The sequence below is a fragment of the Enterococcus sp. HMSC076E04 genome (assembly GCF_001814285.1).
GTDB lineage: Bacteria > Bacillota > Bacilli > Lactobacillales > Enterococcaceae > Enterococcus_B > Enterococcus_B lactis.
Genome location: NZ_KV815626.1, coordinates 1 through 21,899 on the forward strand (window position 1 = coordinate 1; position 21,899 = coordinate 21,899).

A 21,899-nucleotide genomic window follows, 5' to 3' on the forward strand; every position below is an offset into this window, starting at 1 on the left:
AAGGAGGCAACCGAAGTGACTTCGAAAAATAAAAGCACGGATAAAGCAATGATACTGATAACTAAATAATTTCTTTTCACTATATCTCTTCTTTCTCTTTTTCTCTTCTTAATTACTTACTTGAAAATAACTGTAAAGAATTGAAACTGCTAGTCGCAACTACTTCTCGCCTAATGATCCAGATAATCTTCCGATGCCAAAATCGTTTTTGTCACGGACTTGGGAATGACAAATTCTGGTGTTCCCATATAACCAGGAGCAATTTCATATTGAGAAAAAGTTAGAACTAATTGATGTTCTTTATTCAAATAAAAACTTCGTGTTGGTGTAACAAGTGTTGGTTTTTCTATCGTTCCTTCTTGAATATCTTGTTCAGTCCAATAGTACTTAGACGGATCTTCCTTGACTTGTTCGGCCATTTGCCGCTTGACTTCTTTTGTCAAAACAGATAAATAGGTGTCATCTTTGAATAACAGCGGAAGTGAGAGCTGGACACTGTTTTTCTTGTCGATCGTGTCGTATCTTTTTTCAACGTGGCTATCCGCTGCTGTTTGGGTAATCTGTCTTTCGATCACAAGAAACCGGTCATCGTCTACGATTTTCTGATAATCACCCAGAACTTGGTAATGATCCGTTTCAAGATTTCCGTATTCTTTTTCAGCTTTTTTAAAATCTGCTTGTCCTTCGTGAAAGTATTTTTGGTTTAATCCATGAATCGTTTTGTTTTCTTTCTCATTTTGAGTATGGATCTTCGGTACTTGAATATCTATTTTTTCAGATTGATCAGTAAAACGTTCACCTAAGATCAATTCAATGACTGATCCTAAAATTGGCAAGTCTTCTGCAAAGCTTCGAACTTGACTATTAAAAAGGAGACTACTTGTTGTAATCATCACGATAGCCAAAGATACTCCGAACCCTTGGAGGCGTCTCTTTCTCCGTCTTGCTTTTATGAATGATTGCTCTTCGATAAGAAAACGCTGGCGGATCTCCTCTTGAAGCCCTCTTGGAATTTCTTGTTCTTTATAAGTTTTCTTTAGTTTTTTTAACTTTTCTTTTTGAGAATACATAGCGGTCTTCTCTCCTTCATTCTAGGATTTGACGTAAAACATTCAGTGAACGATACATTTTTGTTTTAACTGTGTTTTCGTTCATATCTAAGATAGTCGCAATTTCTTTCAAACGAAATCCTTCAAAAAAGTAAAGGATCAGAATCTCTTTTTCCGGACTGTCTATTTTATCTAAAATCATATGAAGTTCTGCAACGGAAGTTTCTAAAGGTAATTGCTGCGGGATATCTTGAATTTCAAATAAGTCAACAGGTGTCCTTTTTTGTCTGCGCCAACTATCTAATGCCGTGCGGATCAATATCCGGTAAAACCATGCACTAAAATGCTCGATTTCTTTTTCTTTTTCAAAATACTTCAGTGCTTTATGGAAACTATCTTGCATCACATCTAAGGCCTCTTCTTTATCATGTACGTAATTCATCGTGATACGGAACATTTTTTGATAATCAGTTTCGATGAGTCCATTCAGCAGGTGACGGTATTTTTCAATCTGCCGTTTTTTCTTATATCCAGTAAAAATCATTCTCCACTCCTTTCCGCCTCACTTAATATGACGTACAAGGTACGCTAAAAGTTTCAATTATTTTATTTTTTATGTATTTACTTTGAATTTTTATATACAAAAAAGAAGGTGTGACAAAAATCATGTCACACCTTCTTATTCTGATAGCTTCAACGTCTCTGTTGCAACATCTGATACACGGTGTTCTAGAAGTAGCTTCTTCGGAAATAAGTGGAAATTTCTTGAAGTTGACCACTTCCGTCACAGCCTCTACAGTAAATGATGTTTATTCTTTTTCAGAGTCAGAAAATTCTTCCTCTTCATAGTCTTCATCATCATCGTCTTCGTCTATGATACTTAAATCTTCTTCGATATTCCCAGGCAAGTCTTCTTCATCATCTGTTGGGTCATCTGCTCCAATTTCTTGCAAGTCAGAATTATAAGCAGCGATTTCTTCATCTTCATCATCATCGTCATCAAACAGATCATCGTCGTCTTCTTCTGTCAGATCTGTATCTTCTGGGTCATCGTCATTGTAATCGATCGCGTCTTCATCATCATTGATAAAGGCGTTGACTTTCTTGCGTTTACGGCGACGCGGAGTATCTTCATCCTCTTCGTCCATTCCATGGTTTACTTCTTCATCGATCGAATCGATAGCATACCATGAACGCAAGCCCCAACGATTATCCCCTAATGAGATAAAGCTGCCGTCAATATTCAAGTCAGTATAAAATTGTGCGAGTGAATCACGAATTTCACTGTCTGATTTACCAAGATAGTTTTGGATTTGGTTGGCTAAATCAGAAAAATCCATGACATCGCCACGTTGTTCTAAGATCGCGTGTGCTACTTCGATCATTGATAATTCGCTTTTGTTTGCACCTTCAAATACACTAATTTCCAATCAGGACACGTCCTTTCACAGTCTACTCCTTATCATACAAAATCAGACACAAAAAATCAAACTTTTCTTTTATATTTACGCTGTAAAATCCAATGTCAAATAATATTCGCCGATTTTTTCTAGTCCCATGAACAAATCATAATCGATCCGAACCTTTCCTGCTGTGGGACGGTCTTTCAAACTTACATGCAGTTCTTTCGTAAAGGTAGCAATCTGAATCATACCGTATGGTGTTCGGTAGGCTGTTTCTAACCGTTCTTTATAACCAAATTTCAAACGCATTCGCATTTCTCCTGCACGAATCAGCTGTACATGACCATCTGGAACTAATTTGATCGTTACAGGGATTTCATCGCCTGTTTCCTCCTGCATCTCTTTATACCGTATGTACAGCGTATCGCCAATCGTTACCATTTGCCCTTTCAAATCAAAATAAAAATCTTGCACTTCCCCTTGTTGTTTCACTTTTGTACGCAATTTGATCGAAATCGGTGTTCCTTGTGATAATTCCATTCTTCATTCTCCTTTACTTCTCATAGCTACATTGTTCCTAGTTTCTTTTGTTTTGTCAACCAACTTGTCCATTTTTACAGAAAACCTTTTTTCCAAAACAACTCCTTGAATTTAGAGTATAATATTGTAGAAAATATGAATTTATAAAAAGGAGCCGGTTGAATGAACCCTGCGATTCGACTAGATCAGCACATTTATCAAAAAAACGACTTTTCCCCTTTCGCATTAACAGATATATTAACGGAATATTCCAAAGAACACCAGCAGATCTTTTTGCATTTCTGGCAATATGACTGCACCGTCATCTTAGGTATGAAAGATGTTCGGACACCTTTTCTTAGAGACGGGATCCAAACACTGAAAGATGCAGGTTATGCTCCGGTAATCAGAAACTCAGGTGGATTAGGAATCGTATCAGACGAAGGGATTTTGAATATTTCTTTGATTTTCCCCCAGAATGACCAAAAAAAAATAACCATCGATGGAGCTTACGAGCAAATGCTCCGATTGACTAAATACGCCTTTCCGAAGGCACCGATTCAAGCATTCGAAATCACCCATTCTTATTGTCCTGGAACTTATGATTTAAGCATCCATGGCAAAAAATTTGCCGGCATCGCTCAGCGTCGCATCAAAAATGGGATTTCTGTTATGATGTACTTAAGTGTCAACGGTAATCAGGAAAAGCGTGGGCAAGTCATGAAACGATTTTATCAATCTGCTTTAAAAGAAAGCTTTGGTACAAATGGCTATCCTGCAGTCGATCCCGCCACAATGGCAACACTTGAAGAACTGCTTGACTATCCCCTTCTCGTAGAAGAAGTCAAAGAAGCATTTGCAAAAGCTTTTGAAAAGCTGTATTCTGCAAGTGATTTACTGGATTCTACCGACTGGCTAAAAAAAGAAATCCAGCTGGAGCAATGGAACAACCAAATCCAGAGAATGGAACAACGCAATAACATAAAGGAGCTACAATATGACAACCCCTTATAAATATCAAATGCTGCCTATGGAGAAAGTTTTTCGTGACCCAGTCCATAACTATATCCATGTCCAGCATCAAGTAATCTTAGATTTGATCAACTCGAAAGAAGTCCAACGTCTGCGACGAATCAAACAATTAGGCACTGCTTCTTTCACTTTTCACGGAGCAGAACATAGCCGTTTTACCCATTCATTAGGTGTTTATGAGATTTCAAGACGAATTTGCGATATCTTTTCTCGAAATTTTCCAAAAGAAAAGATAGGCAACGGAGGCTGGGATGATCAGGAACGGCTAGTAACTTTATGTGCGGCACTATTGCATGATGTCGGTCACGGTCCTTACTCTCATACATTCGAGCACATCTTCCATACGAATCACGAGGCTATCACTGTAGAGATCATCACTTCTCCAGAAACAGAGGTGTATCAGATCCTTAACCGAGTAGAAGAAGGTTTTCCTGAAAAAGTAGCGAGCGTGATCCAAAAAACCTACTCTAATCCGCAAGTTGTCCAAATGATTTCCAGCCAGATCGATGCAGATCGAATGGACTATTTGCTTCGGGATGCTTATTTCACCGGAACGGAGTATGGAACATTTGACCTTACCCGAATATTACGTGTGATTCGTCCATATGAAGGCGGGATCGCCTTTTCCATGAGCGGCATGCATGCAGTGGAAGATTATATCGTTAGCCGATATCAAATGTATGTGCAAGTGTACTTCCATCCTGTTTCCCGTGGTATGGAAGTGATCTTGGAGCATCTGCTTCATCGCGCGCACGAGTTGTATCAAGAAGATGCCAGCAGTTTTGAACTACACTCTCAACTACTCTTGCCATTTCTTGACGGAAGCTTTACTTTAGAAGAATACCTCAAACTTGATGATGGGGTCTTGGGTACTTACTTTACTCAATGGTCTGAATCTGCTGATCCTATTTTAAATGATTTAGCTAAACGTTTTTTGAATCGTAAACCACTGAAATCCGCCACTTTTTCTGGCAACCGAGATTCAAATTTGATTCAAAAACTCACTTTGTTAGTAGAAAAGGTTGGCTATAACCCTGTTTATTACACTGCTGTCAACTCTAGCTACGATCTGCCTTATGATTTTTATCGCCCAGAACAAGGCAGACATCGTACGCAAATCGAGATTTTGCGAAATGACGGAACTTTGATAGAATTATCACAGGTTAGTCAGCTTGTTGCCGCTTTAGCGGGACAAGAACAAGGAGATGAGCGATTTTTCTTTCCAAAAGAAATGGTTGACCCATCCTTGCGTGATCATTATGATTTATTTGATGAAACTTATCAAGAATTTGCCAGCCATATCCGTAATGGCGCATTGATTGAAATAAACTGAAATATATTGGAGGAAATTATGGCTATCAAACTAGTCGCTATCGACATCGATGGTACTTTATTAAATGAGAAAAGAGAAGTAACAAAAGAAGTAAAAGAAGCGATTGCCGCTGCTGTTGCAAAAGGGGTCTCAATCGTTTTATGTACTGGTCGCCCCTTACCAGGTGTCCAAGAACAGTTAAATGAGCTGGACCTTTTTCAAGATAATGATTACGTTATTACTTATAATGGGGCACTCGTACAACAAACAAAATCAGGTAAAATCATTGCCCGTCACGGTCTGACTCATGAAGATTTTCTAGAGATCGAAGTGATGGCACGCCGTGTTGGCAGTCATCTCCATTCGATTGATGACAAAGCGATCTACACACCTAATCGAGATATCAGCGCTTATACGATCCACGAAGCAAGCTTAGTCAAGATGCCGCTAAAATATCGAACACCTGAAGAAATGACACCAGACATGAACATCGTCAAAATGATGATGATCGACGAACCAGAAATTTTAGACGCAGCAATTGCACGTTTACCACAAACTTTCCGTGATAAATACACAACGGTCAAAAGTGCACCCTATTACTTTGAAGTACTAAATAAAGAAGCAAGTAAAGGTGCGGCAGTTGCGAATCTCGGACAGCATCTTGGTATTGATCAAGATGAAATCATGGCTATCGGAGATAACGAGAACGACTTATCCATGATTGAATATGCTGGTCTAGGAGTAGCTATGGGAAATGCCGTTTCTCTTGTCAAAGAAGCAGCAAATGTCATCACTTCATCGAACGACGAACACGGCGTAGCTGAAGCAATCAAAAAATACGTTCTGTAATAAATAAAAAACTGAGAGAAAGCTGGTCTACTCGCTTTCTTTCAGTTTTTATTTTTTATTTTTTTCGACCCATCTCTCGACTGCCCATCGATGGCTGCCACGTTTCAATTTTTCAAGTGCTTCTTGGGGGCTGACCCACCAGATTTTATTGGTCTTTTCTGTGGGTTCTCCTATACGCTTCCAAGAATCAGCAGCAAAGAAATATCCTGGATTATAGTAATAAGTTGCACGATAATTCGAGTAAAAGTACTCATCTGCTTCTCCCAGATAGAAAGCAATTTCTGCCGCAATCCCCATTTCTTCTACTAGCTCACGAACGATTGCTTGTTCTTTCGTCTCATCTCCTTCAATTTCCCCGCCAGGAAGAAAAAAAGCACCATTTGGAGCCTCGATTACTGCAATCTGCTGATCTCTTTCTATGACGATATATGCTGCATAACGGGTTTGATAATCAGCAAATTGCTTTTTTTCACCAAAAATTGGTTTATCCATGAATAGTTTCCACCTTAACAGTTTTATTTTCTATCCATTTTACATGAGAAATTTCTCATGAACAAGCACAAATCAACTATTTCCTTACTTCTTTTTGTTATGATTAAATAAAAGGAAAGGGAGAGATGAATCTATGAAAATGGCTCACACATGTGTTCGAGTGAAAGATCTTGAAGCATCAATCGAATTTTATCAAAAGGCATTTGGTTTTGAAGAAAGCCGCCGCCGTGATTTTCCAGAAAACAAATTTACACTTGTTTATTTGACACTTCCTGGGGATGACTATGAATTGGAGTTGACTTATAACTACGATCATGGTGCCTATGATTTAGGAAATGGTTATGGTCATATCGCTATTGCAGCTGATGATTTAGAAAAATTACATGAACAGCATAAAGCTGCAGGTCTTGAAATTACTGACTTAAAAGGATTACCTGGCACTGCGCCTTCTTACTACTTTGTCATTGACCCTGATGGTTATAAAATCGAAGTCATCCGAGGCTAGTTAGTAGGGGCATTTTGCTCTTGATTGAACAAAAAACAAACGCCAATAATTAAAATGAGACGCAAACTTTCTTTAAATTGAAAAAGTTTGCGTCTTTTTTTAACAACTATTGTAGCTATAAGGCTGCCACTCTACACTTATTTATTTTTAGTTCATTTGAAAGAAATCAAATAAACGAGGTTCCCTTAGAAAACAAAACTGCTTTTCCTCCTATTATCACACGATCTTCTTTTAATTCACACTCTAGATACCCGCCCCTTGATGACATTTGGTAAGCTGACAATTTTGTTTTACTCATTCTTTTTGCCCAATAAGGAATAAGATTAGAATGTGCTGATCCACATACTGGATCTTCATTGATTGTTAATTTTGGAAAGAAGGTTCTAGAAACAAAGTCTTCTTGTACACTTTCTGCTGTCACGATGACCCCTATTCCTAAATCAAAATTTTTGATACTTGTGAAATCTGGCTGCAATTTAGCCACCGCTTTTTCATCTTCTAATACGAAAAATAAATCACGTGCTAAGTAGGCTTCTTTAATCTTAGCCCCTATCGCTTCTTCATATTCAGACAATATTGGTACTTTTTTTGGCATAATACTAGGAAAATCCATGCAATAATAATCTTCAATTCTTGTCACAAATAGATTACCGCTTTGAGTAGAAAATTTAATCGTTTCATCAAGTATTTTGTAATAGTTAAATAAAACAAATGCTGTTGCTAATGTCGCGTGACCACAAAGATCGATTTCTCGATCTGGCGTAAACCATCTAAGCTCAAATCCTTGATTTTTCTTCACTGTAAATGCTGTTTCAGATAAATTGTTTTCAATGGCAATTTTTTGCATCGTACCTTCTGGCAGCCATTCTTCTAGAACATACACTGCTGCTGGATTTCCTTTGAACACCTCATCTGCAAATGCATCAACTACGTAATAATCTAAGTTCATTTTAAAGATCCTCTCTCTAATTTGTTATAAATATATTCTGCACAGCAAAGATCTTCAACAGCTAGACCAACTGCGTCGAAAATCGTCGGACTCGATTCTCCTTTGTAAAATGTTTTTTTCCCAGAAACTAATTCGCCTAATGTACCAACAATACAAGATTCCTCTAAATCTCCTTCTGACATGGCTATAAGTAGGTCTCCGCTTTCTGTTAAGGCAGCTGAGTAATCATCTACATAGATTTGAGAAGTTTCCATCAATGGTGTACTTATCTCTCTTGTATTAGGAGTAAACGTGCCCACAGCATTGATATGTGCGTCTTCCCTTACCCACTCTTTTTGAAGAAATGCCTCTTTACTAGGGGTCAACGTACAAATGATTTCCGCTGAGCGTACTGCATCTTCTACTGATATTGCATTTATAAACGTCATTTTAGGATACTGATTTTTAGCATTAGCGATAAAAGCATTTCGTCTTTCTTCTAAAATATCGTAAACAAACACTGTAGTGATGCGACGAATGGTAGAAATCGCAGCCAAATGCGACAATGCTTGTTGACCAGCTCCAATTAAAGCAAGTGTTTCTGCATGCTGATCTGCTAAGTAATCTGTTGCTAGCGCAGATACAGCAGCTGTTCGAATCCAAGTGACTGCATTTGCGTTTATCAATGCTCTGGGTAGTCCGTTTTGAGCATCAAACAAGAAAATCTCTCCTAAATGAGAAGGTAAATGATACTGATGATTATCCGAGAAAGCGGTAATGACTTTTGTTCCAAAATATCTATTCTCTCCCAAATAGGCAGGCATCATCGCAAACACATTTTTGTCTTTTCCGTCCGGTAAAATTTCCACCAATCGAGGATTTTGGCTGATTTTACCACTTTCATAATCAAAGAAACATTTTTTCATTACTTGGATCGCTTCTTCAAAACTAAAAGAAGCTACTACTTCCTCAAAATTAATAATTTTCATAGACAATTCCCTCCTCACAAAAGATTAACTTCTAAAATCAATACAATCAATGGTAAAATTGTATGGTATACAATTTTAAGGAGTGGAGAAAATGCCTATTAATTCTTATGACAACTACCCGTTAACTTGGCGGCCAGACAAACAAAAATTGAAGCGTCCTTATTATCGATCGTTGATTCAACAATTAGAACAAGATATTTTAAAGAATAAATTACAGAAAAACACTCAGTTACCCTCCCAAAGAGAGCTAGCTGATTATTTAGATTTAAATTTTACTACCGTTGGCAAGGCTTATAAATACGGAATTGAGAAAGGTTTGCTGTATACGAATATTGGAAGTGGCACTTTTATTTCTCCCAATGTCTTTGAATCCATTACCATCTCTACCAATGAAGTAACCGAACATATCATTGATTTTGGTCTGGTTAGTTCTTTTGAAGAATGTAATAAATTCGTTGTCCCGTTTATTCAATCAACTGGTAATAACCCAAATCTTGTTGGTTTGCTTAATTACCAAGATCCCAAAGGCACAAATTTTCAATTGACTACTGCAGCAAATTGGTTAAAAACTCAAGGAGTCATTCCGTCTTTAGAATCTCTGTCTATTGTTTCCGGTGTTCAAAATGGATTGGCTATCACACTTTCTGCACTTTTCTCTCCAGGTGATAGAATAGCAACAGACCGATATACGTACGCTAATTTCATTGAATTGGCTCAATTATATCATTTAGAGATCGTTCCAATTGATTTTGACGAGCAAGGAATGCGACCTGATATATTGATTCAGGAATGTAGAAAAAAGAAGATCCATGGTGTCTTTCTTATGCCTTCTTGCAATAATCCTATAGGGTTTCAAATCTCTCACCAAAGACGAGAGCAATTAGCCGAAGTAATTGAAAAAGAAGGTCTATGGGTTATCGAAGATGATATCCATTCTTTTTTAACAACTTATTATCAACATAAGATTATTCCTCCTTTCCAAAAATTGTTACCTAACCAAACAATCTACTTAGCTGGAATGACAAAATTTATTTGTTCTGGATTGCGAGTTGCTTATCTTGTAGCTCCAGTACATGTCCAAAGCAAGATAGAACAAGCAATTTTTAATATAAATGTGAAAACTTCTGGATTAGATGTGGAGGTCATCACTCAAATCCTCCATTCAAATGAAGCAAATAGAATCTTAGAAACTAAATTAAATCTTACGAAAAGAGCTAATCAGCTTTTTGATTCTCTTTTCAAAGTAGAAAAACCAACGAATCGTGTTCCTTATTATCGAATTCTTCCAGTTGATCCTGAGATTGATCCTAAGAGGATTGAGAATGACTTTCTGTCTAACGGCATCCGACTCTATCATTCCCGACGCTTTACTACGCGAGCACAACCGGATGCATACGTTCGTATTTCCCTATCTTCAAACAACCTTGAGATTTTAGCTTCTGGACTAAGTATCGTAAAAGAAAAAATAAAAAAATATGAATTATAATCTATTGATAAATAAAGGAATCATAGCTGATTGATTCCTTTCGATAAAAAAGAGGCACTACCCGAAGTTCAACAACGGATAGTGCCTCAAAAAGCAAATGAACATTTTGCACTTAAAGTAACCAAACAGCAAAAAAATTTGTCTTATATTTTATTTTCTTATTTTGCTAGATCACTAGATTTCTGTCAGAAGATGAAATTATCCAATCATGACACTTTCTTCTGGATATTTGTATTTTGATTGAGTTCTTTGTGCTTTTGTCATCAGAGAGAAGACCACAGTCAATACCCCAACTCGTCCAATGTACATAAGCGCTATAATAATCAATTTCCCTATTGCAGTCAAGTCTGGCGTCAATCCCATCGTAAGTCCTACTGTTCCAAATGCAGAGAAGACCTCAAAAGCAATATATTCGATGCCAGAAGTTTTAGGTATCGTTTCAGTCACTGATAAAATCATGATGGCGACTACACACAGTGTCAACGTGATAAAAAACAACGTGAGTGCTCGCAACACTGCGCCTTGACGGATTGTACGGCCAAATGCTTCCGCTCTCGTACGTCCTTTCAACATCGAACGCATCTGGATCAGCAACACACCTAACGTAGTTGTTTTCAATCCGCCGGCAGTCGACCCAGATGTTCCGCCAATGTACATCAAAAACATCGTTAAGATCAGACCGGCATGACTCATATGGAGATAATCAACTGAATAATATCCAGCCGTTCTAGGTGTTACACTCATAAAAAAAGTATTTGCCAATCGTTGAAACATATTCCCTTCCACTAATGTTGCCCCATTGTGTTCTGTGAAAAAGAACACAACGAAACCGCCTAATAAAAGGGTACCTGTAACGGTTAATGCGATTTTTGAATGAATCGTCATCTTCTTTTTCTGATGATATTCTAATAAGTCACGCCAAACGATAAAGCCTAATCCGCCAGAAATAATCAAAGCAGATACCACCATGATCAAATAAACATTTTGCTGGTGATTGGCTAAACTGTCTCCTAACAAATCAAACCCTGCATTACAAAAACTAGAGATTGCGTGGAACAAACTGTACCAGATCCCTTTCAACCAGCCAAATTCAGGCACGAATACAAAAGATAAAGCAATCGTACCAATCAATTGGATCACAAAGGCCAATTTCAGGATGTAAAGCATGAGCTTCATCACACCTGATACTTCTTCTAGATTTAGCGCTTCTTTTAATATGATACGTGTGCTGAGACTGACTTTTTTCTTTATCAATGCAAAGCATAGAATCGGAACCATCATAAAACCAAGACCGCCAATCTCAATCAAAAGCATGATCAAAAACTGACCAGCACTGTTCCAATGTTCTGCTGTATTCAATGTCGTCAATCCCGTCACGCAGACGGCAGAAGTTGCAGTGAAAAGCGCATCGATAAAATTTGTCCCATGCCCACTATTACTAAAAAATGGCAGGGTAAGTAGACCACCGCCAACTAAAATCAGGAGAAAAAATCCTAATGCGAGAAGCTGAACGGCCGGCAAGCGTTTCTTTATTTGTTTGTTTTGTTTAATCATCGTTTTCCTCTTTTAAAAAAGGATACCACTTAGTCAGTGGTACCCATATTTTTTACTTTGATCAACCTTGTTACTTCTGCGCGCTCGTTTTCTTCTAGCTTCATACGAATATAATAGATTGTTTCTTCTAATTGAGGGATCGTCATATATTCTAATGCATTGACTCGCCGACGTGTCTTTTCGATCTCACTTGCCATTAGCTGACAAGTTTTTTCGATTTCTGTCAGTTCCAAAAGTTTTGGAAGCAAGGTAGTAAACCGATCGATTGACCGATCCAGTTCGGCACTGGAATTCAAATACCCGTATTCCAAAGGGGTGTCTGTCAGCTGTTCATCATATTCAAAATTCATCACAGGTACTTTTACACTCATGATATTTTTGTCTACGATAGATAAATCAACGTTTTCCGCCGGCAAAGCAAACAATTCTTCGATGAAAGGTTCCGTGATTGAAGCATTTGCCAATACAAAATCAGACATTGCTTCTGTCATGGACTCTTCCATTTCTTGACGCAGTTGGTTGTTCTTTCGAATCAACAGAATGAATTGACGCATCAGTTCATCTTGCTTATCTTTTAATAATTTATGCCCTCTTGTGGCAGTTGTCAACTGTTTTTTCAATCGGGTCAATTCCATGCGGGTCGGATTCACATTCAATCGTGCCATCAGAACTCACTTCCCTTCTGGCAGATATTTGTCCAGCATGTCGTCTTTGATTCGTTTTAATTCGGTTCTTGGCAACATCGATAGCAGTTCCCACCCTAGATCAAGTGTTTCAGTAATCGAACGGTTCGTGTAGAATCCTTGATTGACATATTCTTTTTCAAACCGCTCAGCAAACTTCGCATAGATCTTGTCTACATCAGATAAAGCAGATTCTCCTAAAACTACGGCTAATTCTTTTGCCTGTTTTCCTTGTGCATAGGCTGCAAAAAGCTGATTCATCGTAGCCGCATGGTCTTCTCTTGTCTTTCCGGGTCCAGTTCCTTTATCTTTTAACCGCGAAAGAGACGGAAGTACATCAATTGGTGGTTGTATCCCACTCTTATAAAGCTCTCTAGTCAAGATGATCTGGCCTTCTGTAATATAACCGGTCAAGTCAGGGATCGGATGTGTCTTATCGTCTTCTGGCATTGTTAAAATCGGAATTTGAGTAACTGATCCTTTTAGTCCGCGGATCCTTCCTGCTCGTTCGAACAAAGTAGCTAAGTTCGTGTAAAGATACCCAGGATAGCCTCTTCTTCCTGGAACTTCTCGCCGTGCTGCAGAAATCTCTCGCAATGCCTCTGCATAGTTGGTCATGTCTGTCATGATAACCAATACATGCATTCCTTTTTCATAAGCAAGATATTCTGCAGCAGTCAAAGCCATACGAGGAGTAGCAATACGTTCGATTGCAGGGTCGTTTGCTAAATTCATGAACATGACAGAACGGTCGATTGCACCAGTTTGTCGAAAATCTTCCATGAAAAATTCTGCTTCTTCAAAAGTGATTCCAATAGCAGCAAAGACTACGGCGAAATCATCTGATGAATCAAGTACCGTTGCTTGTCGCGCAATCTGAGCAGCTAATTCTTTGTGAGGAAGACCAGAACCAGAAAATACTGGTAATTTTTGTCCACGAACTAATGTGTTCAAATGATCGATTGCAGAGATACCTGTTTGGATAAACTCATCTGGGTAATCCCGAGCTACTGGATTGATTACTTCTCCGTTAATATCCAAATACTTTTCAGGCAGGATTTCTGGTCCATTATCTTTTGGACGTCCCAAGCCATCGAATACTCGACCGATCATGTCTTCCGATACACCTAGTTCTAAAGGATGTCCTAAAAATCGTACAGAAGAGTCACGTAAATTGATCCCACTTGTTCCTTCAAATATTTGGACCATTGCTTTATCTTCTTGGACTTCCAATACTTGTCCACGACGAATCTCGCCATTTTGCATACGGACTTCGATTAATTCTTCATATTTGACACCAGCAACTTTTTCAACCGCCATCAATGGACCGACGACTTCACCGATCGTACGATATTCTTTAATCATTGCTCATGCCTCCTTCTGAAACGATTGTTTGCATCGTTTGTTTGATTTCACCGATAATTTGATCTAGTTTTTCTAATTCTGTTTCCGGGATATATTTGCTTCGTCCGATCCTTTCACGAATCGACACGGTACCGTCCATGATCTCACTTAAATAAGCACCTAACGACAACGCACGGCGTCCTTCTTCACCAAAGGTCAAGATCATCTTCAACATTTTGAATTGTTTCTCTCTTGAAGTGAATGTATCAACATCATCAAAAGCATTTTGCTGCAAATAATCTTCACGAATGGATTTTGCCACTTCTAATGTCAGACGGTCATTATCTGAAAGGGAATCAATCCCTACCAAACGCACGATTTCATTCAGCTGCTGTTCTTCCTGCAAAATACGCATGCCCTCAGTGACCATGGATGCCCAGTCAGCTTGAAGGATATGATCCATGTACTTCCCTACTTCTGTTGAATAAAGAGAATAACTTTGGATCCAATCGATTGAAGGAAAATGTCTTTTTTGGGCTAAAGTCGAATCAAGTCCCCAGAATACTTTTACGACCCGCAATGTATTTTGTGTGACTGGTTCCGAAATATCCCCTCCAGAAGGCGATACAGCACTGATTGCGGTTATACTTCCTTCGCGACCTTCTGATCCTAAAGCAATGACTCTTCCAGATCGTTCATAGTATTCCGCAAGACGGGAACCAAGATAAGCTGGATAACCTTCATCACCAGGCATTTCTTCCAAACGTCCGCTCATCTCACGAAGTGCTTCTGCCCATCGTGAAGTGGAGTCAGCCATGATAGCAACGTCATAACCCATGTCACGGAAATATTCCGCAATCGTGATTCCCGTATAGATAGAAGCTTCTCGAGCCGCTACCGGCATGTTAGATGTATTGGCAATCAATACCGTACGTTCCATCAATGATTCTCCTGTATTAGGGTCAATCAATTCAGGAAATTCATTTAAAACATCCGTCATCTCATTTCCACGTTCACCGCATCCCACATAAACGACCATGTCCACATCGGCCCATTTTGCGATTTGATGCTGAACGACTGTTTTTCCTGCACCAAATGGACCAGGAACAGCTGCTGCTCCCCCCTTTGTCACTGGGAAGAACGTATCGATCACTCGCTGTCCGGTGATCATCGGTGCATCAGGGTTTAATTTTTCTTTGATTGGCCGACTACGTCTGACTGGCCATTTTTGGAGCATCGTCAAGTTTTTGTCACCATTTTCAGTTTCAACGACACATACGGTTTCATCAATAGTGAACGATCCTTTTTCGATTGTTTTGATCGTACCTTTTATCCCATTTGGCACCATGATTTTGTGTTTGATAACTTTTGTTTCTTCTACGATTCCAATCACATCGCCAGCACTAACCGTTTCTCCGGCTTCTAATGTGGGTTCGAACCACCATTTTTTCTCATGATCCAATGCAGGCAATTGGACTCCCCGTCCTAAGAAATTACTTTGTGTGATTTCCATAAAGGTATCTAATGGCCGTTGGATTCCGTCAAACATTTGTGAAATGATCCCTGGTCCTAATTCAACAGATAAAGCTTCACCAGTAGAACGAACCGGTTCGCCTGGACCAATTCCTGAGGTCTCTTCATATACTTGAATAGACGCCACATCGCCACGCATCTCGATAATTTCTCCGATAACTCCTAGATCTCCCACTAAACACATGTCCTGGATACTGGCATCAGACATGTTCTCAGCCATTACAAGAGGTCCGGAGACTTTTATGATTTTTCCAATTTGCAAAATTTCTATCTCCTTTTCATACTATAAGATATTTTGACCTACTGCTTTTTCTACGTTTTTTTGAATTTCTTCCAGCCCAATCCCTAATGATCCTTGATGGTTGGGAATCAATACGATAGCAGGTATCATTTGTTCTTTGTAACGTTCGATCGTTTCTGGGCTCAGTGCTGCACATTGCTCCGTGACATAAATCACGCCATACTCATTCTTTGCCATTTCTTCAATTGCCTGACGAACGGTCTGCTTGGTTGTACCATAACGAACATCAAAGCCAAACAATTTGAATGGCAAAACAGAATCTTTGTCGCCAACTACACCGATCTTATACGTCATAGACTTGTCTCACCCGCTTTCTGATTGTTTCTGGTTCAAAATGGCTTCTTTTGCCGATAACCAGTAAACGAAGGTTTTTACTTTCTACCTCTTTTGCGTTCAAAAAGGCTAGTAGTGGCAGTGGTCCGAAAGCCTGGGTTTGTGCTTCTTGATACAATGAACTTAGATAATCATCTTTCAACTGTTCAAGCTTTACGAGATCAAGATTTCCCTCACGGATGACAGGACGCAGAAACTCAGCATAATCTGTCTCTAATAGAAAGTTCGTGTAAGCTTCCATATCTTTATCTACAAAGTTCAAAAATACTTCTTTTTCGATACTTCCCGAACTGGAAAGCACCGTCGTCATGAACCCATATGTTCTTTTCTGCAATATTCCTCGAGCCATCGTTGTGATATTGGTCAAGTCAATAAAAGCAATGACTTCTTTCAGCAATTCTTGATATCCTAGCTTATCGGCAAGCCGTCGCTGCTCTGTCAAAAACTGCCGATCATAGATCACATCGATTCCCTGAAGAATGGTAGACTCTTCAAAATAATCGCGGACTTCTCGTATACTATCCATAATACTTTCAGGGAGTTCATTTGAAACTTGCGTATGAATGGCATCCTTCAAGGTTTCTAATGAATAAAACCCATCGTCGATATACAAATGGTCCAGATTTTGATTTGTCATCTCGGCTTTTGTCAAAACCTTCAGATTATGGAAAGTATAACGCATCGTATAGATCCAAACGATTTCAGGCTCCGGTGCTGATTCCTTTAACCAGCGAAATAGACGGCTCTGCTCCTTTAAAAGATTCTGTTCAAAGTCATATTCATACCCGTCATAGATATATGGACTGTAAATCGTGGATTTCAATATCTCACCAAGTGCTTCGACAGAATTGGTTTGAATCATCCGTTCAAATGTCTCATTGGACAAAAGTTCAAGCTCTCTTCCGCGAATCAAGGGATTTAGTTCGTGGTATTCCATACACTGATCCCTCCTTATTCGAATAATTGATTGGCAATCTCAAAACTCATCGTTCCTTGGATATCTTGTACAAGGCTGCTGAAAAGAAAGTTATACTGAACTCCTTGATCGTTTATCAGAAAACCAGCTTGACCAGCAACAGATTCATCGCTTAAAACCATCGTAAAGGGAAGTTCATTGTTCCATTCATCCAGCAATGTCTGAGAAAGATAAGCTGCTGATTTTTCTCCAGCAATGAATGTTACTTTGCCTGTCAAAGGTAATGAATACAATGAATTTTTGATAAACTGGATTTGTTCAGATTCATCCCAATTCTCCATTTCAGCTATTGCATCTGCAAACAATCGTCGTAAAAATTCCTGCTTCGCGTTCAAATTTTCTTGTCGTACTTCTACTTGTTGGCGATTCCTAAGCTGACGGTATTTTTTTTCAAGTAATTCGATTTGTTTTTCTTTTTGTTTTTGATGTTCTGTTTCGATTTGCGTACGTTTTTGTTCAAAGTTTTGATCGATCTTCATTCGCTCTTCTTGCTCTAACGCCGCTCTTTCTTGCTCTGCTGCTTCATTCATCTGAGAGATGATTTTTTCAATGGCGTTCATCTGCTTTTCCTCCTTTATGCTTAGGCATTCAATACTAATAGGAAGGAAATAACGAAACCTAAAATCGCATATGTTTCAACCATCGCAGCAAAAATGATTCCTTTTGTAGCATGTTCAGGTTTTTTCGCTAAAATTTGGATACCTGCTGCTGCAACTTTCCCTTGGGCAATACCTGAAAACAAGCCTGTAAAAGCAATCGGCAGAGAAGCGCCTAAAAAGTTCAAACCTTGTACAACTGACATATCATTTCCTAAGTTGATAAAAATCAAAAAGGCGATAACGAATCCATACAACCCTTGCGTACCTGGAAGCAATTGCAGAATCAGAGCCTGTCCGAATTTTTCGGGTTGACTTGTTGTTAACGCTGCTGCTGCCTCACCTGTCATTCCAACACCTTTAGCTGAACCGATCCCTGAAAAAATCGTCGCTGTTGCCATCGCTAATACTGCAAATACCATTCCACCATTTTGACTAATTAAGTAATCCATCATTGTATAAAAATCCTCCAATTATTTATTGTTTTTTTTCTTATGATTGATGTTGACGTATTTTTCCGCCGTTTTCAGCGGGTCAAAGGCACGTCCGCCTCCTGTATAAAATTTTCCAAAAAATTCGACATACTGCAATCGTGCACCATGGACATAGGCACTCAACAGTGTCAAAAACATATTCAGTGCGTGTAAAGCGATGATCAAAAGGATCCCTACACTGAATCGAGCGGCTGGCGGCATGAAAGCAACCAGCATATTGAATGCCGCGCCAATACTTCCGCCTGAAATACCTAATGCCATCAAACGTGTATAACTGACTAAATCACCGATATAACCCGTCAATCCGTAAAGATTATACGCTCCTTTGGCAGCACCCTTGACTTTAGACGGCGATTGGATAATCGGCACGATTAAGATACATAAAGCAGCAATGATCGATAGCCCCGCGCCAAGATAAACAAATGCTGTATTTTTTATCAACATGGCACCAATCAATGCAATAACGATCCCAATCAGGATCCCTTGCCAGGCAAATCCATCACTGACAGCACTCAAGTAATCTTTTCTCCTGATATTTTCCTTTGCTGCCACAAATAATCCAACCAAGATCTGTATCAGACCGAAAATCACGGATAAAATCAAAATCGTATTGACGTCATCCGTTGTAGATAGGATTGGGAAAGGCAAGCGGATGCCAAATAGTTCTTTTGGTAATGCCTGTCCGAAAAATGAACTGTAGATCAATCCCCAGATGATCGATGGTACCGAGAGAATCTCAAAGAATTTTACGAAACGTTTCATCCCACGTGGTAAAACAAGTAGTTTTTGAGCTAGTATTGTCCCAATGAGCATCAGCAATCCGTAACCAACATCTGCGACCATCATCCCGAAGAAGACAAGATAAAATGGTGTCATCCAAGGCGTTGGATCTACTTCTTCATATTTTGGCAGACTGTACATTTCAGTCAGCAATTCAAAAGGTTCGATAAGCGGATGGTTTTTCAATTTAGTAGGGACTTCCTGCTGAATCTCTTCTGAGTTTGGTGTTTCGAAACTAATATATATATCTTCTTCTGATACAGTTTCGGTTAACACATGCATCAAATTCTGTTTTTCTTCTGCATCTACCCAACCTTGCAAAACGATCAGATAAGTCGCATGGATAAACCGTTCTTTTACTTTTTCTCGTTCTGCAACGGCAAGTGTGACTTCTTCTACCCATTCAAATTCTTGGATATAGCCGCTGCACTGACCTAACGCTGTCGTTATCTTCTTTTGGTGCTCGTGAACAACGGACAATTGCTGTTTGGTTTCTTGCAGTTTTTCTTTAGGATTTTGTTCATAAGGATACGTTTCTTTATTGAACCCGTATTTCCCAGCAATTTCTTCTATAGCAGCAGCTGATTTTTTTAAAGCAACATACGAAAGATAAACTTGTTTTGGCGTATAATCTATTTCTTCCATATAAACGTCATCAAGCTTACTTAGTTCTTCCTTGAAACTTTCAAAATTTGCTGCACTCACAGTCCCCATCTCAAAAATGGTCGTCTTACTTGCATACATACTTGGAGCAATATCCAGCTGTTGCCAATGAAGAAGCCATTCTTCCTCTCCTTCTAAACGATCACGTTTTTCAGTTAGCTGTTCCCACTTTTCTTTTAAATCAAGGACTTCTTCTAATTTATTCATGAAATTTTCTTCGGAATAATTTGCTTCCAAGTCTTGTAAGGAAAGTTCTTGACGTTTCAAATGGAGTTTCTTTTGACGGCTATCGCCGTGGTGTTGTATGAATTGGATAGCTTCTTGGATGTCTTTCAGCCGATTGCCTAAAGCGCTTAATTTTGCTTCTTTATCAATAATCGTGGTATCTGGAAAATATTTTTCTACCCACTGGTTGTTTGTTCTATTTTGATACAGATCCCGGATTTCAACATTTTGGATTCCTTGTACTGCTTGTAAAATCCTCTCCTGATTTCTTTTATCTGAAATGAGGGTCACTTTTTCCATCTTAGTGACGGCCATAAGTTTCTTTCACCCTTTCAATGATTGCACCGATTGCTTGACTCTGATGCTTTTGATATTGGTCTTTCAAAGTTGCTTGCACCTTGTCTGCTTCTGCTTTCAATTTCATTTTTTCTTTTTCTAATTCTTGCTTTTCGAATTGTTCTTTTTCTTCTACCAACTGTTTCAGCTGTTGCCGACTGTTCGTTTGGATTATCTCCAATTCTTGCTCTTTTTCTTCTGCATAGGTCTTCAACTGCTGCCGTAGGGTTCGAGCACGCTTCTCATTTTCTTCTTCTGCTTTTCGGATTTGTTCCAAAGCTTCTAACACTTGCTTCACTTCCTTTCGATTTAAAAAAGAGGTACATGCTTTCTTTTTTCATTGAAAGTATGTACCTCTAAAGATAACTTAGTATAGGCAGGCCCCTTCAATAAAATGTCCTTCTCACCCCTTGAAGAACTAGATCCTTGAAGCTTACGCCCAACCTTTTTATTTCTGCTTACTTTTTATTATAACAAATTAAGCAATATTTTCAACTATCGTCATGAATTTCACACGAAAATTCTCTTTACAGATAGTAACACAGCAAGAACAGATAAGTATAGGGGCAAGTCTTACATAGTTTAAATTTTTTTAAATCCTTGTTACAATTAGTCTACTTTAGGGGGAATAAAAATGAAACCAATCATCGGCATTGCCGGGAATCAACTGATTCGAGCGACAGATACTTTCCAAGGAAATCAAGTAAGCTATACACCGCAGGGATTTGTGGATGCAGTTTTAGATGCTCAAGGATTACCTCTTATTCTGCCAGTCATGTATCCAGATTCAGCGCCTCAACTAATTGAGAAAATCGACAAACTCATTCTTGCAGGCGGTCAGGATGTTAGTCCGCAACTTTACATGGAAGACCCTCATCCCAAACTGACGGAAACAAATATTCAACGAGACCAATTCGAACAGGCATTGATCTTGGAAGCATTGAAACAAAGAAAACCGATTTTTGCAGTCTGCCGAGGACTTCAACTATTGAATGTCGTGTTGGAGGGAACACTTTATCAAGATCTTTCATTATATCCAAAATGGTCTGTAAAACACGAACAACAGCCCACTGCCCCGCAGTTTGCAACTCACGAAGTCAAAATCGTTTCGGACAGTTTATTAAGTGACCTTCTCCCTGATTCATACTTTGTGAATTCCTATCATCATCAGGCAGTCAAAGATCTTTCTCCTTTGTTAAAAGCCATCGCCTTTTCCAACGATGGACTCATTGAAGCAGTCCAAAGTAAAGATAATATGCACAAAATCCTTGGTGTCCAATGGCATCCGGAACTTTCTCATCGTGTAAATTCATCTGAACAGCGTTTATTCGATTTCTTTGTGAATGAATTTTAATCGTTTTTCTGAGGAAGTTGTGAAAAAGCTGTTTAGTTTCGAGTATTAAGAAAAATTTTGTGAAAATGGCTTTCAACATTTTTACATAAATTTGGCTTAATGTAATAAGAATAGCCAAGTAAAAACAGCTCCTTATGTTTTTAAATTGGTTGGACTTATTACC

At 38.8% G+C, this 21,899-nt stretch carries 23 protein-coding genes, 1 pseudogene and 1 other annotated feature; of the genes and pseudogenes, 6 read left to right on the top strand and 18 right to left on the bottom strand.

The annotated features are described in order from the left end of the window. The 5 genes and pseudogenes from HMPREF2961_RS15215 to HMPREF2961_RS10755 all read right to left on the bottom strand — a co-directional run. A pseudogene (locus HMPREF2961_RS15215) lies at nt 1-80 on the bottom strand (polysaccharide deacetylase family protein); the annotation flags it as partial. A gap of 90 nt (nt 81-170) precedes the next feature. Further along, the gene (locus tag HMPREF2961_RS10740; RefSeq protein ID WP_002292823.1) at nt 171-1,070 is read right to left on the bottom strand and encodes an RsiV family protein; all 900 of its coding nucleotides are present in this window, start codon (nt 1,068-1,070) and stop codon (nt 171-173) included. 16 nt (nt 1,071-1,086) lie between these two features. Beyond that, nucleotides 1,087-1,593 (bottom strand): RNA polymerase sigma factor, encoded by a 507-nt coding sequence (locus tag HMPREF2961_RS10745; RefSeq protein ID WP_002292824.1) that lies wholly within the window; start codon nt 1,591-1,593, stop codon nt 1,087-1,089. Between the two features lie 265 nt (nt 1,594-1,858). Further along, on the bottom strand, nt 1,859-2,479 hold the full coding sequence (rpoE, locus tag HMPREF2961_RS10750) for a DNA-directed RNA polymerase subunit delta (RefSeq protein WP_002292825.1): 621 nt from the start codon (nt 2,477-2,479) through the stop codon (nt 1,859-1,861). 75 nt (nt 2,480-2,554) lie between these two features. Next, the gene (locus HMPREF2961_RS10755) at nt 2,555-2,992 is read right to left on the bottom strand and encodes a YwiB family protein (protein WP_002292826.1); all 438 of its coding nucleotides are present in this window, start codon (nt 2,990-2,992) and stop codon (nt 2,555-2,557) included. Between the two features lie 162 nt (nt 2,993-3,154). Between HMPREF2961_RS10755 and HMPREF2961_RS10760 the strand changes: the two genes are divergently transcribed. From HMPREF2961_RS10760 to yidA, 3 genes are read left to right on the top strand one after another with little or no spacing between them, the layout of a single operon-like run. Further along, nucleotides 3,155-3,985 (top strand): lipoate--protein ligase family protein, encoded by an 831-nt coding sequence (locus tag HMPREF2961_RS10760; protein WP_002342855.1) that lies wholly within the window; start codon nt 3,155-3,157, stop codon nt 3,983-3,985. After that, nucleotides 3,969-5,336, top strand: a complete 1,368-nt coding sequence (locus tag HMPREF2961_RS10765) for an HD domain-containing protein (protein ID WP_002308544.1) — start codon at nt 3,969-3,971, stop codon at nt 5,334-5,336. The genes HMPREF2961_RS10760 and HMPREF2961_RS10765 overlap by 17 nt, the downstream gene beginning before the upstream one ends. Before the next feature lie 18 nt (nt 5,337-5,354). Beyond that, entirely contained in the window at nt 5,355-6,164 is an 810-nt protein-coding gene (gene yidA, locus HMPREF2961_RS10770; protein WP_002292832.1) for a sugar-phosphatase, read from the top strand. A gap of 48 nt (nt 6,165-6,212) precedes the next feature. On the opposite strand, the gene HMPREF2961_RS10775 is transcribed toward yidA, so the two are convergent. Continuing rightward, nucleotides 6,213-6,656 (bottom strand): NUDIX hydrolase, encoded by a 444-nt coding sequence (locus HMPREF2961_RS10775; protein WP_002314659.1) that lies wholly within the window; start codon nt 6,654-6,656, stop codon nt 6,213-6,215. 133 nt (nt 6,657-6,789) lie between these two features. On the opposite strand from HMPREF2961_RS10775, the gene HMPREF2961_RS10780 reads away from it, so the two are divergent. Continuing rightward, a complete protein-coding gene (locus HMPREF2961_RS10780; RefSeq protein ID WP_002308538.1) occupies nt 6,790-7,161 on the top strand; it encodes a lactoylglutathione lyase in 372 nt (123 codons plus the stop codon). 166 nt (nt 7,162-7,327) lie between these two features. Here the strand turns inward: HMPREF2961_RS10780 and HMPREF2961_RS10785 are convergent, their stop codons facing one another. Beyond that, a complete protein-coding gene (locus HMPREF2961_RS10785; RefSeq protein WP_002292837.1) occupies nt 7,328-8,110 on the bottom strand; it encodes a PhzF family phenazine biosynthesis protein in 783 nt (260 codons plus the stop codon). Further along, nucleotides 8,107-9,078: an ornithine cyclodeaminase family protein gene (locus HMPREF2961_RS10790; protein ID WP_002314658.1), complete on the bottom strand. Its 972-nt coding sequence runs from the start codon at nt 9,076-9,078 to the stop codon at nt 8,107-8,109. The genes HMPREF2961_RS10785 and HMPREF2961_RS10790 overlap by 4 nt, the downstream gene beginning before the upstream one ends. Nucleotides 9,079-9,169: 91 nt before the next feature. On the opposite strand from HMPREF2961_RS10790, the gene HMPREF2961_RS10795 reads away from it, so the two are divergent. Further along, a complete protein-coding gene (locus HMPREF2961_RS10795) occupies nt 9,170-10,564 on the top strand; it encodes an aminotransferase-like domain-containing protein (protein WP_002334871.1) in 1,395 nt (464 codons plus the stop codon). Nucleotides 10,565-10,762: 198 nt separating this feature from the next. Here HMPREF2961_RS10795 and HMPREF2961_RS10805 read toward each other — a convergent pair whose 3' ends face one another. From HMPREF2961_RS10805 to HMPREF2961_RS10850, 10 genes are read right to left on the bottom strand one after another with little or no spacing between them, the layout of a single operon-like run. Further along, nucleotides 10,763-12,118, bottom strand: a complete 1,356-nt coding sequence (locus HMPREF2961_RS10805; RefSeq protein WP_002334872.1) for a TrkH family potassium uptake protein — start codon at nt 12,116-12,118, stop codon at nt 10,763-10,765. Between the two features lie 29 nt (nt 12,119-12,147). Continuing rightward, the gene (locus tag HMPREF2961_RS10810; RefSeq protein ID WP_002292841.1) at nt 12,148-12,783 is read right to left on the bottom strand and encodes a V-type ATP synthase subunit D; all 636 of its coding nucleotides are present in this window, start codon (nt 12,781-12,783) and stop codon (nt 12,148-12,150) included. Nucleotides 12,784-12,789: 6 nt separating this feature from the next. Further along, the gene (locus HMPREF2961_RS10815) at nt 12,790-14,166 is read right to left on the bottom strand and encodes a V-type ATP synthase subunit B (protein ID WP_002313473.1); all 1,377 of its coding nucleotides are present in this window, start codon (nt 14,164-14,166) and stop codon (nt 12,790-12,792) included. Continuing rightward, a complete protein-coding gene (locus tag HMPREF2961_RS10820; RefSeq protein WP_002292843.1) occupies nt 14,159-15,940 on the bottom strand; it encodes a V-type ATP synthase subunit A in 1,782 nt (593 codons plus the stop codon). Before HMPREF2961_RS10820 ends, HMPREF2961_RS10815 begins: the two co-directional genes overlap by 8 nt. Nucleotides 15,941-15,961: 21 nt before the next feature. Then, the gene (locus HMPREF2961_RS10825) at nt 15,962-16,273 is read right to left on the bottom strand and encodes a V-type ATP synthase subunit F (protein ID WP_070704765.1); all 312 of its coding nucleotides are present in this window, start codon (nt 16,271-16,273) and stop codon (nt 15,962-15,964) included. Continuing rightward, nucleotides 16,263-17,249: a V-type ATPase subunit gene (locus HMPREF2961_RS10830; RefSeq protein ID WP_070704768.1), complete on the bottom strand. Its 987-nt coding sequence runs from the start codon at nt 17,247-17,249 to the stop codon at nt 16,263-16,265. Before HMPREF2961_RS10830 ends, HMPREF2961_RS10825 begins: the two co-directional genes overlap by 11 nt. 14 nt (nt 17,250-17,263) lie before the next feature. Beyond that, the gene (locus HMPREF2961_RS10835) at nt 17,264-17,848 is read right to left on the bottom strand and encodes a V-type ATP synthase subunit E (protein WP_002308528.1); all 585 of its coding nucleotides are present in this window, start codon (nt 17,846-17,848) and stop codon (nt 17,264-17,266) included. A gap of 20 nt (nt 17,849-17,868) precedes the next feature. After that, nucleotides 17,869-18,339 carry a V-type ATP synthase subunit K gene (locus tag HMPREF2961_RS10840; RefSeq protein ID WP_002292848.1) on the bottom strand — a complete coding sequence of 157 codons (471 nt, stop codon included), beginning with the start codon at nt 18,337-18,339 and terminating at the stop codon, nt 17,869-17,871. An 18-nt stretch (nt 18,340-18,357) separates the two neighbouring features. Beyond that, nucleotides 18,358-20,361 (bottom strand): V-type ATP synthase subunit I, encoded by a 2,004-nt coding sequence (locus HMPREF2961_RS10845; protein WP_070704771.1) that lies wholly within the window; start codon nt 20,359-20,361, stop codon nt 18,358-18,360. Further along, nucleotides 20,348-20,680 carry a hypothetical protein gene (locus HMPREF2961_RS10850; RefSeq protein WP_002320976.1) on the bottom strand — a complete coding sequence of 111 codons (333 nt, stop codon included), beginning with the start codon at nt 20,678-20,680 and terminating at the stop codon, nt 20,348-20,350. Before HMPREF2961_RS10850 ends, HMPREF2961_RS10845 begins: the two co-directional genes overlap by 14 nt. A 99-nt stretch (nt 20,681-20,779) precedes the next feature. Beyond that, nucleotides 20,780-20,827, bottom strand: a sequence feature (sodium ion sensor (DUF1646 type); this cis-regulatory element may regulate processes involved in with the transportation of sodium ions). 189 nt (nt 20,828-21,016) lie between these two features. Between HMPREF2961_RS10850 and HMPREF2961_RS10855 the strand changes: the two genes are divergently transcribed. Continuing rightward, nucleotides 21,017-21,736 (top strand): gamma-glutamyl-gamma-aminobutyrate hydrolase family protein, encoded by a 720-nt coding sequence (locus HMPREF2961_RS10855; protein WP_002314650.1) that lies wholly within the window; start codon nt 21,017-21,019, stop codon nt 21,734-21,736. Nucleotides 21,737-21,899 lie beyond the last annotated feature (163 nt).